This is a genomic window from Pseudomonas sp. ASL9, assembly GCF_056680335.1.
In genome coordinates, this window is sequence record NZ_CM155277.1 from 5702158 (window position 1) to 5715529 (window position 13372).

Sequence of the window (13372 nt, forward strand, 5' to 3'; positions counted from 1 at the left end):
AGTACCGGCGAACGCCTACGTTGCGGCACCGGCAGTCCATTCCACTGCAACCCTCCTGAAACAACACGCTTTGGCCGGTGGTGCATTTGCGCCAAAGGTCATGGAGGTTTCATGGCTGTAAAACTGAAATGCCTGTCACATACCCCTCTGCGTGGTCTCAATGACCCGGGCGGCAGAGTCGTTGCGGAAGTCGATGCGGTGCTTGCCAAGGCGCGCGCCGAGGTCGAGGCCTTTGACCCCGAGTTGATCGTGATCTTCGCCCCGGATCACTACAACGGACTGTTCTACGACTTGATGCCTCCGTTCGTGATCGCCACCGCTGCCGAGTCGGTAGGCGACTACCTGACCCAGTCCGGCCCGTTGCGGGTGGAGAAAGACTTGGCCCTTGAGCTGGTTCGCCACGTGCTTGATAGCGATGTCGATGTCGCGTTGTCGCACCGCCTGCAGGTTGATCATGGCTGCACCCAGGCTCTGGAGGAACTGACCGGCAGCATCAGCCGCTACCCGGTAATCCCGATCATCATCAACTCGGTGGCACCGCCGTTCGCGCCGTATCGCCGTATCCGCAAGCTGGGCGAGGCGGTCGGCAGCTTCATCGCCAAGCTCGACAAGCGTGTACTGATCCTTGGCACCGGCGGCCTGTCGCACGAACCACCGGTGCCGCTTCTGGCCGACGCTCCAGAAGCCATCGCCGAGTTCCTCATTGCCGGACGCAACCCGACGCCGGAGGCCCGCGCCGCTCGCCAGGCGCGCACCATCGCCGCTGGCAAGATCTACGGTACCTCCGAGTCGCTGCACACACCGCTGAATGCCGACTGGGATCTGGCCTTCATCGACTTGCTGGTACAGGGTCGTCTCGACGAAGTCGACGAGTTCACCATTGAGGATATTTCCAAGGCTGCCGGTCGTTCGGCTCACGAGGTTCGCACCTGGGTCGCCGCTTTCTCGGCGTTGGCCGCCACCGGTGCTTACACCGCTCGCCAGGACTACTACCGGGCGATCAACGAATGGATTGCCGGCTATGGCGTCGTGAGCGCAGAGCAGAGCTGAGACCGGCTTCAGGGTTGCAGTCATACACAACAAGAGTGCGTCATCCGCCGCCCAGTCGCGGAGAGAGAGGATAAAAAAATGAGCAATATCGATACCCAGATTCCCAGCGAAGCAGAAATCGTCGCCCGTGCCGAGGCGATGATCCCTTGGCTGCGCGAAAAGGCCGATGCCTGCGAAAAGGCCCGCATGGTTCCGCACGAGACCATACAGGCCTTCAAGGACGCTGGCTTCTTCAAGATTCTGCAGCCCAAGCGTTGGGGCGGCTACGAGATGCACCCCAACGTACTGAACAAGGTGCTCATGGAGCTGGCCCGTGGCTGCCCGTCCAGCGCCTGGAACGTGATGGTGCTGGGTGTGCATCCCTTCGAGGTCGGTCTGCTCGATCCGCGTTGCGGCGACGAGTTGTGGGGCGAGGACAACACCCGACTGGTCTCCTCTTCATATGCACCGTTTGGCACGGTCACCGCAGTGGACGGCGGCTACCTGCTCAACGGCGAGTGGCTGACCTCCAGCGGTTGTGACCATGCCGCCGGTGGCGCCTTTCTCGGTGGCCGCGTGACCGAGAATGGCAGTACCGTGTTCCGCTCGTTCTGGGTCCAGGCCAGCGATTTCGAGATCGTCGACGACTGGCATGTGGTCGGCCTGGCTGGCACCGGCAGCAAGAAGCTCATCATCAAGGAAGTCTTCGTACCGGCATACCGTAGCCATGTGATCGGCGACTACGACGAGGACTCCCATAGCAACGTCAACAACCTGTACAAGGTGCCGTTCTTTTTTGTGTTCTACACCGCCGTATCGTCGGTGATCATCGGCATGGCCCGGGGCATGGTCGACCTGTACATCGACCACATGAAACCGCGCCAGAATCTCAATCAGGCGGTCGGCGCTGCGGTCAACGATCCGTTCATCAAGAGCCGCCTGGGCGAGGCTTATGCCAAGATCCTCGCCTGCACTTCTCGCGTGCTGCAGAACACCGAAGAGGCCTGGAGCTATGCCTCCCAGGGCCGGCTGGTGCCGCTGGACATACGCGTTCGTCACTTCGCCACCAACCAGTTCACCGGCGGCGAGTGCTTCGACGCGGCGCACATGGTCTTCAAGAAAACCGCCACCCGTGGCGTCTGGTTGAGCAGCCCGATGCAGCGCCAGATGCGCGACATCTTGGTCGGTGCCAACCACATCACCCAGAATCAGGACAACATCGGCGACCTGCTCGGCGGCCACTTGCTCGGCAATCCGATGCCGTCAGCCAACCCGTTCGGCGTCAAGGTTTGATCTGATCTGATGTGCGGCCCGGTAGGCATCTGCCGGGCAGCGCGTTTTCTGCCTTAAAAATAAGAGTGAATACCATGACCAAACACATCAACCAACGCCTGGACTGGACCGCCAATGTCGAACTGGCTACCTTGCCAGTGGTCAGCGCCGATGACCTCCGTGGAGGCATGCGCAACTTCGCCGCCGCCGTCACCATCATTACCGCGCGCGACGGTGAGACCCATCTCGGCCTGACCGCCACGGCGGTCTGCTCGGTGACCGCCGCGCCGCCGCGCCTGGTGGTATTCGTCAACAAGACGGTCGCTGCCAGCGAGGCGATCCTCAAGAGCGGCGCCCTGTGCGTGAACGTGCTGTCCGGCGACCAGGAGCATGAGGCCAAGGTGTTCGCCGGCATGGTCAAGGGCGTGCACGGCGAGGCGCGTTTCGAGCATGGCCAGTGGCACGACCTGGCGAGCGGGGTGTCGGTACTCGACGGCGCCCTGGCCAACTTCGACTGCCGCGTGGTCAAGGTTTTCGACGAGAGCACCCATCACGCCTTCCTGTGCGAAGTGCTGGCTACCCGCGGTCAGCAATGCGGCGAGCCGCTCCTCTACCTGAATGGCGCGTTCCGCCGCCTCGCTCCTCAAGCCTGATGCAGAGGAAAGCGTATCGCGCCAGCGATGCCGCCTGCAGCCGCCCCTGTTACCCCCGTGGGCGGCACCACCGACTACGGCAAAGGCGCTGAATGGGCAGAGCTGACCTCATCAGGGCGTTGTTCCAGAAGGCCACGCTCAATTTTTTCAGCTGCCCGGCGCAATGCTGGCAAATAGCGCGTAACCGCTTGCTCGATGCTCATCGCCTTCGCCACGTACACCAAATTCAGACAGCCGAGTATTCGTTGTTCTCCGCGAATGGGGACAGCGATCGAGGCGATTTTTTCTTCCTTGTTCCATCCCATGAAGTTTTCGCCATAGCCGCGATGGCGGGTTTTACGCAGTAGGTTGTCGAGCGCTTCGGCGTCGCGTGCCAAGCGGCTTTCTTCGTCCTTGCGGCTGGCGAGTAATTCAATGATTCGCTCACGCTCCGCGTCGGGGCAGAACGCCAGGTAGGCGAGCCCCGTGGCCGTCAGCAGAACGGGCAGTCGGCGGCCGACCATGGAGCGGTGAAATGACAAGCGACTGAAGCGGTGAGTGGTTTCACGTACCACCATGGCGTCCACGTCCAGGGTGCACAAGTCAGTCGGCCAAACCACTTCCTGCATGAGTTCAGCGAGCAGCGGGGCGGCCAACCCGGAGATCCATTGTTCGTCGCGAAAACCCTCGCTCAGTTCGCGCACTTTCAGGCTAAGGCGATAGCTATCGTCCGATTCGCTACGGCGTACGTACCCCTCGTCTTGCAGCGTTTCGAGCAAGCGCCGGACAGTGGTGCGATGCAGGCCGGTGAGCTCGGCCAGCCTGGCTGTGCTGGCGCCACCATCGAGGCGATTCAGCGTGTTGAGCAACTGCAGACCGCGGGTAAGGCCACGCACGGTTTTATATTCAGTGTCGGATGCAGAGGCCATAATTTTAAAATAAACCTATATAAATCAATTGAGTGCACTAAGTGCACAAGCGGACGGTTTTTCATTGTAGGACGAGAATGGGCGTCCCTATACTAGTCCTAACAATTATAAATGCCCTTAAATCGGGAGATTAACAATGAGCCAAGCCTACACCTCTACTGCGCTCAAAAGCATGTCGGCCGAACTGCATTACAACCTCTGGCGTAGCTAGACGGGTCAACAAAACCCTCTAAAAAACCAAACGATACCCCCGCGCATTGCGCACCAGGGGGGCTAGCCCCACTTGCCTGAAAAACGGCCAGGTCGGGAGTTGCAACACTGTTTCAAACGGTGAGAATAATGAAAATACTGGATTCAAACTCGTTTAAAAATGCCTTGCAAACAGACCACTCTGCCCAGGTTGTCGTGATCGGTTCCGGTCCCGTAGGTTTGGCAATTGCCAACTATCTCGGCCAGGTCGGCGTCGATGTACTGGTCATTGAGAAGCTCGACAAGTTAATCGACTACCCGCGTGCCATTGGCATCGACGATGAATCCTTGCGCACGGTTCAGGCGATCGGCCTGGTCGATCAGGTATTGCCACATACCACGCCTTGGCACGCCATGCGGTTCGTCACGTCCAAGGGTCGCTGCTTTGCCGATATTCAACCGATGACCGATGAATTCGGCTGGTCGCGGCGCAATGCGTTTATTCAGCCGCAGGTCGATGCCGTACTGTTCGACGGGCTCAAGCGCTTTGAAAACGTGCGGACCTTGTTCTCCCGCGATGTGAATGATCTCAGTCAGGATGCCACCGGCGTAACCTTGCGCATGGACGCGCCGGGTGGAGTCAAAGAGACAGTTCGTGCCAATTACCTGATTGCCTGTGACGGCGGTAACAGCTATATACGCCGCGCTCTGGGCGTGTCTTTCGACGGTAAGACCGCACCGAATCAATGGATTGTTGTCGACATCGCCAACGACCCGTTGGGCACGCCGAATGTCTACCTCTGCTGCGACCCGGTTCGCCCCTATGTTTCCGCTGCATTGCCCCATGCCGTGCGTCGCTTCGAGTTCATGGTCATGCCTGGCGAGACTGAAGCCGAACTGAGCAAACCGGAAAACATGCGCCGCCTGCTGGCTAAAGTCCTGCCGGACCCGGATCGGGTTGAGCTGATCCGCAGTCGGGTATACACCCATAACGCGCGTCTGGCCGGCAAGTTCCGCGTCGAGCGTGTTGTGTTGGCCGGAGACGCCGCGCACATCATGCCGGTATGGCAAGGTCAGGGTTACAACAGCGGCATGCGTGATGCCTGCAACCTGGCCTGGAAAATGGCCCTGGTGGTCAAAGGCCTGGCTGGTGCAGCACTGCTCGACACCTATGAACAGGAACGTCGTGACCATGCCAAAGCAATGATCGACCTGTCGGTGTTGGCCGGACACGTGCTCGCACCGCCCAAGCGTTGGCAGGGTACGCTGCGCGATGGCATTTCCTGGTTACTGAACTACCTGCCGCCGGTCAAACGCTACTTTCTGGAAATGCGCTTTAAACCGATGCCGCAGTACTCCGTTGGCGTACTGGTGGCCGCGGGCCCTGACGTGAAAAACTCGCCGGTCGGGCGCATGTTCATTCAGCCAACAGTGCTGACCGATGCCGGTCAAGACATGCTGCTGGACGACGTCATTGGCAGCAACTTCGCTATCATCGCCTGGGGCAGCGATCCCACATGGGGCTTGAGCCCTGCGCAGGTCATGTTCTGGCGCAATCTGGGTACCCGTTTCATTCAGGTACTGCCGAGCGTCCAGCTACAAGCCAAGCGCGAAGTCAGCGAAGGCGTGATCCGCATCGGCGACAGCAGCGGACGTCTCAAGGAATGGTTCGGCCGTTACCCGGCGTCTATCGCCGTAGTACGCCCTGATCGCTTCCTGGCTGGCCTGGCTATCCCGCAAACGCTGGGCAGTGTTTGTGACTCGCTGGCCAAAGCACTGTCGGCCAAGCCGCAAGTGCTTGAAGCCTGCGCCGCGAACAAGGTGGCTTGAGATGAGTGCCTACCTGCACTGCATGTCGCATAGCCCGCTGGTTGGCTTTGTCGACCCGGCGCCTGCGGTACTGGCCGAGGTCGATTGTAGGGTCGATGACGCCCGTGCACGAATCGCCAGATTCGATCCTGAGTTGGTCATCCTGTTCGCGCCAGACCATTACAACGGCTTTTTCTATGACGTGATGCCGTCGTTCTGCATCGGCATGGCGGCACAGGCCATCGGTGACTTCGGCACCGCTGCCGGTACGCTCGCGGTGCCCAGGGCGCTGGCTGAGACCTGTGCTACAGCGGTACTTGAGGCGGGTGTCGATGTCGCCGTTTCTTACTGCATGCAGGTAGACCACGGCTTTGCCCAACCGCTTGAATTGCTGCTGGGTGGTCTCGATCAGTACCCGGTGATTCCGGTGTTCATCAACTCCGTGGCCGTCCCGCTGCCGACCTTCCAGCGTGCCCGTTTGCTCGGCGAGGCCATCGGCCGCTTTGCCAGAACGCTGAACAAGCGGGTCCTGTTTCTCGGCTCCGGTGGTTTGTCGCACCAGCCGCCCGTACCGGAACTGGCCAAGGTAGACGCGCGCATGGCCGACCGGATGATGGGCAGCGGTCGCAACCTGCCCACCGATGAACGTGAAGCGCGTCAGCAGCGAGTCATCCTCGCGGCCCAGCGCTTCACCGAGGACCAGAGCTCGCTGCACCCACTCAATCCGGAGTGGGATCAGCGGTTTCTCGACATTCTGGCCGAAGGCCGCCTGAGCGAACTCGATGTCCTGGGTAATGCCGAGCTATCGGCACTTGCCGGCAAATCCGCCCATGAAGTGAAAACCTGGGTAGCAGCTTTTGCCGCGCTCTCGGCATTTGGCCCCTACCAGGCCAGCGACCGCTATTACCGCCCGATACCCGAGTGGATTGCCGGCTTTGGTGCGCTCAGCGCCCAGCCGTCGAGCTGAGCTTCGGGTGCACACAACTGCTCGCTGCGCATGGCCAAAGCCTGGCCGCAGTGCTCTATAACCTGGATTAAAGGAAGCATGAGATGACCGCAACTACTCACGTACTGACCGAGGCATCCACCAGCAAGTTTGCCCGCATCACAGAGGGCGAACTTGACCTTCAGCTGCATTACAACGATGCCGGGCAGGGCACCGAGACGGTCGTGATGCTGCACGGTTCCGGACCGGGCGCCAGCGGCTGGGCAAACTTCAACCGCAACATCGCACCGCTGATTGAAGCCGGCTACCGTGTGATCCTGATGGACTGCCCGGGCTGGAGTAAGAGCGACCCGATTGTCTGTTCAGGCTCACGTTCGGATCTCAACGCCCGCGCCCTGAAGGGCTTGCTCGACGTGCTCGGTCTGGAGCGCGTCCATATCATTGGCAACTCGATGGGAGGGCACAGCGCAGTCGCCTTTGCCCTGGCCAATCCGCAGCGCGTTGGCAAGCTGGTGCTGATGGGTGGCGGTACGGGCGGCCCAAGTTCGTTCACACCGATGCCGACAGAGGGCATCAAGCTGCTGCAAGGTCTGTATCGCGAACCAACCATTGAAAACCTGAAGAAGATGATGAATGTCTTCATCTATGACGCCAGTAGCTTGACCGAGGAGCTTTTTCAGACCCGCCTCGACAACATGCTGTCGCGTCGCGATCACCTGGAAAACTTCGTCGCGAGCCTGAAAGCCAATCCCAAGCAGTTCCCCGACTTCAGTCCGCGCCTCGGCGAAATCTCTGCACAGACTCTGGTCGTTTGGGGCCGTGACGACCGCTTCGTGCCGATGGACACGGGCCTGCGTCTGATTGCCGGATTGCCGAACGCGCAACTGCATGTGTTCAACCGCTGCGGCCATTGGGCGCAGTGGGAGCACGCCGAAACGTTCAACCGCATGGTGCTGGATTTCCTGAGCCACTAAACGCGCTGCCGCAATCATTTCCCGCGCCTTGCTGACAGGGCGCAGGTCTATGCGAAAGCCGTGTGCAACCCCCGAGGTGAGTGATGAGTGTGACCCAAGAGTCTCTTGAACAAATGGCCCGCGCCTTGCGCCGGGCCGAGGCGAGCGGTGAAGCGATCGAGCCGCTGCGTGAACAGATTGGTGAAGACAACGGCGAAGCCGCTTACACCATCCAACGCCTCAACGTCGCCCATGCCGTTGCCAGCGGGCGCCGTGTAGTTGGCCGCAAGATCGGCCTGACCAACCCCAAGGTTCAGCGTCAGCTGGGCGTGGATCAGCCGGACTTTGGCACCTTGTTTGCCGACATGTGTTATGGCGACAACCAAGTGGTGCCGGTGAACAGCGTATTGCAGCCGAAGATCGAGGCCGAAATTGCCTTGATCCTCGAGCATGACCTGCCACGTGTAGACACCAGCTTTGCCGATGTACTGGCGGCCACCGGGTGGGTACTTCCGGCGTTGGAAATTGTCGGCAGCCGAGTGCAGGGCTGGAACATTCGCTTCGTCGATACCGTCGCCGACAACGCCTCCAGCGGTTGTTTCGTACTCGGAGGCCCAGCCCGTCGTCTGGACGGGCTCGACCTGCGTCTAGCGAGCATGCGCATGACCCGCAACGGTGAAGAAGTATCCAGCGGCAGCGGTGCCGAATGCCTGGGTCATCCGCTCAACGCGGCGGTTTGGCTGGCTCGCACCATGGCGCGCCTGGGTGAACCGCTCAAGGCAGGCGACATCATCCTTACCGGCGCCCTTGGCCCCATGGCACCTGTCAGTGCTGGCGACCGTTTCGAGGCCGTGATTGAAGGTATCGGTCAGGTCGCTGTCGAGTTCAGCGCCGACTGATCGGCGACTTACGTGCATATGAGGTACACATCGTGAAAAAACTCAAAGTCGCCATCGTCGGTTCCGGCAACATCGGCACCGATCTGATGATCAAGATTCTGCGTAATGCAAAACACCTGGAAATGGCCGTCATGGTCGGTATCGACCCGGCCTCCGATGGCCTGGCCCGTGCGCAGCGCATGGGCGTGGTCATCACTCATGAAGGGGTGGAAGGGCTGACCCGCATGGACGTGTTCAAGGACATCGATTTCGTTTTCGATGCGACCTCGGCCGGTGCCCATGTGAAGAACGACGCGTTCCTGCGTTCGATCAAACCGGGGATCCGCCTGATCGACCTGACCCCGGCCGCCATCGGTCCGTACTGCGTGCCGGTGGTCAACCTGGAGCAAAACCTCCACTCGTTGAACGTGAACATGGTCACCTGCGGTGGCCAAGCCACTATTCCGATGGTCGCCGCCGTGTCGCGGGTGGCCAAGGTGCATTACGCCGAAATCGTCGCCTCGATCGCCAGCAAATCTGCCGGCCCCGGCACCCGCGCCAACATCGATGAATTCACCGAAACCACCTCCAAAGCCATCGAAGTGATCGGCGGCGCAGCCAAGGGCAAGGCGATCATCGTCATGAACCCGGCCGAGCCACCGCTGATGATGCGCGACACGGTGTTCGTGCTGTCCGAAGCCGCCGATCAGGCGGAGATCGAGGCCTCCATCGAAGAGATGGCCGCTGCGGTAAAGGCCTACGTGCCGGGCTATCGCCTGAAACAAAAAGTGCAGTTCGACGTCATCCCTGAGTTGGCACCGCTGAAAATTCCTGGCCTGGGTACGTTCTCGGGCCTTAAGACCTCGATCTTCCTCGAAGTCGAAGGCGCCGCCCACTACCTGCCAGCCTATGCCGGCAACCTCGACATCATGACCTCCGCTGCCTTGGCCACCGCCGAGCGCATGGCGCAGTCGATGCTGAATGCCTAAGGAGAATCACCATGAGTTTTAATCCCGGTAAAAAACTGTACATCTCCGATGTCACCCTGCGCGACGGTAGCCATGCGGTTCGTCATCAGTACTCGATCCAGAACGTCCAGGACATCGCCCGGGCCCTGGACAAGGCCAAGGTCGACTCGATCGAAGTCGCCCACGGCGACGGCCTGCAAGGCTCAAGCTTCAACTACGGGTTCGCTTCGCACACCGACCTGGAGTGGATCGAAGCGGCCGCCGATGTGATCCGCCACGCCAAAATCACCACCCTGTTATTGCCCGGCATCGGCACGGTGCATGACCTCAAGGCGGCCTACAACGCCGGTGCTCGTGTGGTGCGGATCGCCACTCATTGCACCGAAGCGGACGTGTCCAAACAGCACATCGAATACGCCCGTGAACTGGGAATGGACACCGTCGGTTTCCTGATGATGAGCCACATGATCCCGGCCGAGCAGTTGGCCGCGCAGGCCAAGCTGATGGAAAGCTACGGCGCGACCTGCGTGTACATGGCCGACTCCGGCGGGGCCATGAACATGCAGGACATCCGCGACCGCTTCCGTGCGTTCAAGGCTGTGCTCAAGCCGGAAACCGAAACCGGCATGCACGCGCACCACAACCTGTCGCTGGGCGTGGCCAACTCCATCACCGCCGTCGAGGAGGGTTGCGACCGGATCGACGCCAGCCTCGCCGGGATGGGCGCCGGTGCCGGTAATGCGCCGCTGGAAGTGTTCATTGCCGCCGCCGAACGCCTCGGTTGGAACCACGGTACCGACCTGTACACCTTGATGGACGCAGCCGACGACATCGTGCGTCCGTTGCAGGACCGTCCGGTGCGGGTTGACCGCGAGACCTTGGCGCTGGGTTATGCCGGCGTCTACTCGAGCTTCCTGCGCCACGCGGAAATCGCTGCTGCCAAATACGGCCTGAAGACCCTCGACATCCTGGTCGAACTGGGCAAACGGCGGATGGTGGGTGGTCAGGAAGACATGATCGTTGATGTGGCGCTGGACCTGCTTAACCGTTGAGAACAACTGGCTGGCCCGCCCACGTAGCGTGTCAGCCAACCCATGCCCTCTACAACAATAAAACGGGTAATAGATGTATGAGACGCTTTCTAACACAGTGCTTTTACAGCGTTTCCATTCCCTCTCTGCGTTGTAACGTGCAGAGGATTTCTACCCATGAATAAGGTCCTCACGAAGCGCCAGCTTGAATTGGTATTGACCATTGCCTTGTGCTTTCTGGTGGCGTTGATGGAAGGTTTGGACCTGCAAGCCTCTGGCATCGCCGCCCAAGGCATGGCGGCCGCTTTTAGCCTGGAAAAGATGCACATGGGCTGGGTCTTCAGCGCCGGTATTCTTGGACTGCTACCGGGTGCCTTTGTCGGCGGCTGGCTGGCCGACCGCGTCGGCCGCAAACGAGTGCTGATGGGGTCTGTCGCACTGTTCGGGCTGTTCTCTCTGGCGACGGCTGCGGCCTGGGATTTCAGCAGTTTGATGGCCGCCCGCTGCCTGACTGGTGTCGGCCTCGGCGCCGCGCTACCGAACCTGATTGCACTGACATCCGAGGTCGCCGGTCCACGCTTGCGCGGCAGTGCGGTCAGCATGATGTACTGCGGTGTACCGCTGGGCGCGGCGCTGGCTGCGACCATTGGCATCGCCGGGTTCTCGGGCGGCTGGCAGGTGGTGTTCTATGTCGGCGGTCTGGTGCCGCTGGTGATCGTGCCATTGCTCGGGCTGTATTTGCCTGAATCAGCGGTGTTCCGCCTACGCCAGAGCCAGGCCGAGCAACCGGGGAACGCGGCACGGGTGAGCGTCTTGCAGGGGCTGTTTGGCAACGGTTCGGTGACTGCGACATTGCTGCTTTGGGTCAGCTACTTCTTCACCCTCATGGTGGTCTACATCCTGATTAACTGGCTGCCGAGCTTACTGGTCGGTCAGGGCTTCACCGGCAAGCAGGCCAGTTGGGTAATGTTCGCCCTACAGATCGGTGCCGCGGTCGGCACCTTGCTACTCGGCGTATTGATGGATCGCCTGCCTGCCTGCGCATTGGCGGCACTGATTTACCTGGGGATCCTCGCTTCGCTGACCGCTCTGGGCTTGTCTAGCCAGATTGAAAGCATGCTGATAGCGGGTTTTGTCGCTGGCTTTTTCGCCACCGGTGGGCAGTGCGTGCTTTACGCCCTTGCACCTCAATTCTACCGCACTGAAGTACGTGCCACCGGCGTGGGGAGTGCCGTGGCGGTGGGGCGCCTGGGTGCAATGAGCGGCCCCTTGGTCGCTGGCCAGATGCTCGCACTGGGCACCGGCACTGCCGGCGTGATGCTGGCCTCTGCGCCGGGCATCGTGATTGCTGCGCTGGCGATGTTCTGGCTGTCCGTACGACGCAAAAAACTACTGCCTGACTGAATCCTTGAAAGCCTCTACTGCGCTGCGTACGGCACGCGGCAGAGCACGCGTTCGCCCTTTTTAAACCTGTTCAACCCCGCTGGTTACTGCTTTGCCGTGCCCGTTTTTCGGGGGGCATCGCAGTGCCGGTTTCAATTATAAAAAAGAGAAAGGTCGTAAGTAATGAAAAGAACAACACGGATCAACACACAGGGTCTTTTTTACTGCGCAAGCCTGAGCCTGATGGTGGCGGGACTTGCTGGCAACGTAGAGGCGACTGAGGGCGGCGGGTCCAGCTACCCTCTGGGTGCTGAAAACTACCTGACTGGAGCCCTGCCGCCGCCAGGGTTCTACGGCATGACGTACGCCAGCCATTACGAGGCGGACTCACTGCGTGGTAACAACGGCGAAAAACTGCCGCTGGATTTCCGAGTACAGGCCAGCTCGATTGACCCGCGTTTTATCTGGGTGACCGATCAGCACATTCTGGGCGGCACCTTGGCGGTCCATGCGGTCATGCCGTTGGTCGACCTCAAGGTTGACCTCAATGGCCAGTCGCAACGCAAGCAAGGTTTGGGTGATATGACGTTCGGGTCGGGGTTGGGCTATCGACTGACCGATAAACTGCATGCCATCGTCGCCCTCGATGTGATTGCGCCGACAGGTGAATATGATCGCCGCGACCTGGCCAATATCGGTCGCAACTACTGGGACTTCCAACCTGTCTTGGCCTTTTCGTATATCGACCCTGTGGGTTTGAATGCCGATGCGAAAATCATGTATGACTTCAATACGAAAAATAACGCGACTGATTACACCTCAGGCCAAGAGTTGCACGTGGACTATTCGGTGGGTTGGGGACTGGGCAACGGTTGGGTAGTGGGTTTGGGCGGCTACGTCTATCAGCAGACCACGGATGATCGGCAGTACGGTGAAACTATCGAAGGCAACAAAGGACACGCGCTCGCCATTGGTCCTTCAATCAAATACGCCAGCAAAAAAGGTTGGTTCCTGACCGCAAAATGGGAGCAGGAATCCGACGTGCGAAATCGTGCGCAAGGCGATGCGTACTGGTTGAAGCTGGGGGTGCCGTTCTGAGGTAGAGCTTTCGAAAAATCTCAAGGAGCTGTCAAGGGATTAATGTCAGCCCCGAATTTTTAGCTCTGGAGGTAAATCCCCCTGTCTGCGCGGATGCTCAAACAGGGGGGGCTACCGCAACGGTCCGGGTAGTGGATATCCGTGCACCGAGCACATGACTTCAATAAGGAACATCCCCGTGCCTAGTCTGCGAAACATGCCCATCAACCGCCGCCTTTGGTTAATTCTACTGGTTTCTTTGTTGATGCTGTTGGC

At 60.0% G+C, this 13372-nt stretch carries 12 protein-coding genes; 11 read left to right on the forward strand and 1 reads right to left on the reverse strand.

Annotation, left to right across the window (positions count from 1 at the left end; all coding sequences use genetic code 11):
• Positions 1–111 precede the first annotated feature (111 nt).
• From AC1ME2_RS26115 to AC1ME2_RS26125, 3 genes are all read left to right on the forward strand, one after another.
• Positions 112–1050 (forward strand): 3-carboxyethylcatechol 2,3-dioxygenase, encoded by a 939-nt coding sequence (locus AC1ME2_RS26115; RefSeq protein WP_480438070.1) that lies wholly within the window; start codon positions 112–114, stop codon positions 1048–1050.
• Positions 1051–1128: 78 nt separating this feature from the next.
• A complete protein-coding gene (locus tag AC1ME2_RS26120; RefSeq protein ID WP_480438071.1) occupies positions 1129–2322 on the forward strand; it encodes an acyl-CoA dehydrogenase family protein in 1194 nt (397 codons plus the stop codon).
• Positions 2323–2396: 74 nt separating this feature from the next.
• Entirely contained in the window at positions 2397–2954 is a 558-nt protein-coding gene (locus AC1ME2_RS26125) for a flavin reductase family protein (RefSeq protein WP_480438073.1), read from the forward strand.
• A 74-nt stretch (positions 2955–3028) separates the two neighbouring features.
• Here AC1ME2_RS26125 and AC1ME2_RS26130 read toward each other — a convergent pair whose 3' ends face one another.
• Entirely contained in the window at positions 3029–3862 is an 834-nt protein-coding gene (locus tag AC1ME2_RS26130) for a DNA-binding transcriptional regulator (RefSeq protein ID WP_480438075.1), read from the reverse strand.
• Positions 3863–4201: 339 nt separating this feature from the next.
• Here AC1ME2_RS26130 and AC1ME2_RS26135 point away from each other — a divergent pair, with 339 nt between their 5' ends.
• From AC1ME2_RS26135 to AC1ME2_RS26170, 8 genes are all read left to right on the forward strand, one after another.
• Positions 4202–5881 (forward strand): bifunctional 3-(3-hydroxy-phenyl)propionate/3-hydroxycinnamic acid hydroxylase, encoded by a 1680-nt coding sequence (locus AC1ME2_RS26135; RefSeq protein ID WP_480438076.1) that lies wholly within the window; start codon positions 4202–4204, stop codon positions 5879–5881.
• Position 5882: 1 nt separating this feature from the next.
• Positions 5883–6827 (forward strand): 3-carboxyethylcatechol 2,3-dioxygenase, encoded by a 945-nt coding sequence (gene mhpB, locus AC1ME2_RS26140; protein WP_480438077.1) that lies wholly within the window; start codon positions 5883–5885, stop codon positions 6825–6827.
• An 83-nt stretch (positions 6828–6910) separates the two neighbouring features.
• Positions 6911–7780 carry an alpha/beta fold hydrolase gene (locus tag AC1ME2_RS26145; RefSeq protein ID WP_480438078.1) on the forward strand — a complete coding sequence of 290 codons (870 nt, stop codon included), beginning with the start codon at positions 6911–6913 and terminating at the stop codon, positions 7778–7780.
• An 83-nt stretch (positions 7781–7863) separates the two neighbouring features.
• On the forward strand, positions 7864–8658 hold the full coding sequence (gene mhpD / locus AC1ME2_RS26150; RefSeq protein WP_480438079.1) for a 2-keto-4-pentenoate hydratase: 795 nt from the start codon (positions 7864–7866) through the stop codon (positions 8656–8658).
• Positions 8659–8690: 32 nt separating this feature from the next.
• On the forward strand, positions 8691–9626 hold the full coding sequence (locus AC1ME2_RS26155; RefSeq protein WP_480438080.1) for an acetaldehyde dehydrogenase (acetylating): 936 nt from the start codon (positions 8691–8693) through the stop codon (positions 9624–9626).
• Positions 9627–9637: 11 nt separating this feature from the next.
• Positions 9638–10657 carry a 4-hydroxy-2-oxovalerate aldolase gene (gene dmpG, locus AC1ME2_RS26160; protein ID WP_480438082.1) on the forward strand — a complete coding sequence of 340 codons (1020 nt, stop codon included), beginning with the start codon at positions 9638–9640 and terminating at the stop codon, positions 10655–10657.
• Positions 10658–10813: 156 nt separating this feature from the next.
• On the forward strand, positions 10814–12040 hold the full coding sequence (gene mhpT / locus AC1ME2_RS26165) for a 3-(3-hydroxy-phenyl)propionate transporter MhpT (RefSeq protein WP_480438084.1): 1227 nt from the start codon (positions 10814–10816) through the stop codon (positions 12038–12040).
• A gap of 222 nt (positions 12041–12262) precedes the next feature.
• Positions 12263–13117: a SphA family protein gene (locus AC1ME2_RS26170; RefSeq protein ID WP_480442336.1), complete on the forward strand. Its 855-nt coding sequence runs from the start codon at positions 12263–12265 to the stop codon at positions 13115–13117.
• Positions 13118–13372: the final 255 nt, after the last annotated feature.

Coding starts and splice junctions, on each gene's coding strand:
- AC1ME2_RS26115 (WP_480438070.1), top strand. CDS start 112: ATGGCTGTAAAACTGAAATGCCTGTCACATACCCCTCTGCGTGGTCTC.
- AC1ME2_RS26120 (WP_480438071.1), top strand. CDS start 1,129: ATGAGCAATATCGATACCCAGATTCCCAGCGAAGCAGAAATCGTCGCC.
- AC1ME2_RS26125 (WP_480438073.1), top strand. CDS start 2,397: ATGACCAAACACATCAACCAACGCCTGGACTGGACCGCCAATGTCGAA.
- AC1ME2_RS26130 (WP_480438075.1), bottom strand. CDS start 3,862: ATGGCCTCTGCATCCGACACTGAATATAAAACCGTGCGTGGCCTTACC.
- AC1ME2_RS26135 (WP_480438076.1), top strand. CDS start 4,202: ATGAAAATACTGGATTCAAACTCGTTTAAAAATGCCTTGCAAACAGAC.
- mhpB (WP_480438077.1), top strand. CDS start 5,883: ATGAGTGCCTACCTGCACTGCATGTCGCATAGCCCGCTGGTTGGCTTT.
- AC1ME2_RS26145 (WP_480438078.1), top strand. CDS start 6,911: ATGACCGCAACTACTCACGTACTGACCGAGGCATCCACCAGCAAGTTT.
- mhpD (WP_480438079.1), top strand. CDS start 7,864: ATGAGTGTGACCCAAGAGTCTCTTGAACAAATGGCCCGCGCCTTGCGC.
- dmpG (WP_480438082.1), top strand. CDS start 9,638: ATGAGTTTTAATCCCGGTAAAAAACTGTACATCTCCGATGTCACCCTG.
- mhpT (WP_480438084.1), top strand. CDS start 10,814: ATGAATAAGGTCCTCACGAAGCGCCAGCTTGAATTGGTATTGACCATT.
- AC1ME2_RS26170 (WP_480442336.1), top strand. CDS start 12,263: ATGGTGGCGGGACTTGCTGGCAACGTAGAGGCGACTGAGGGCGGCGGG.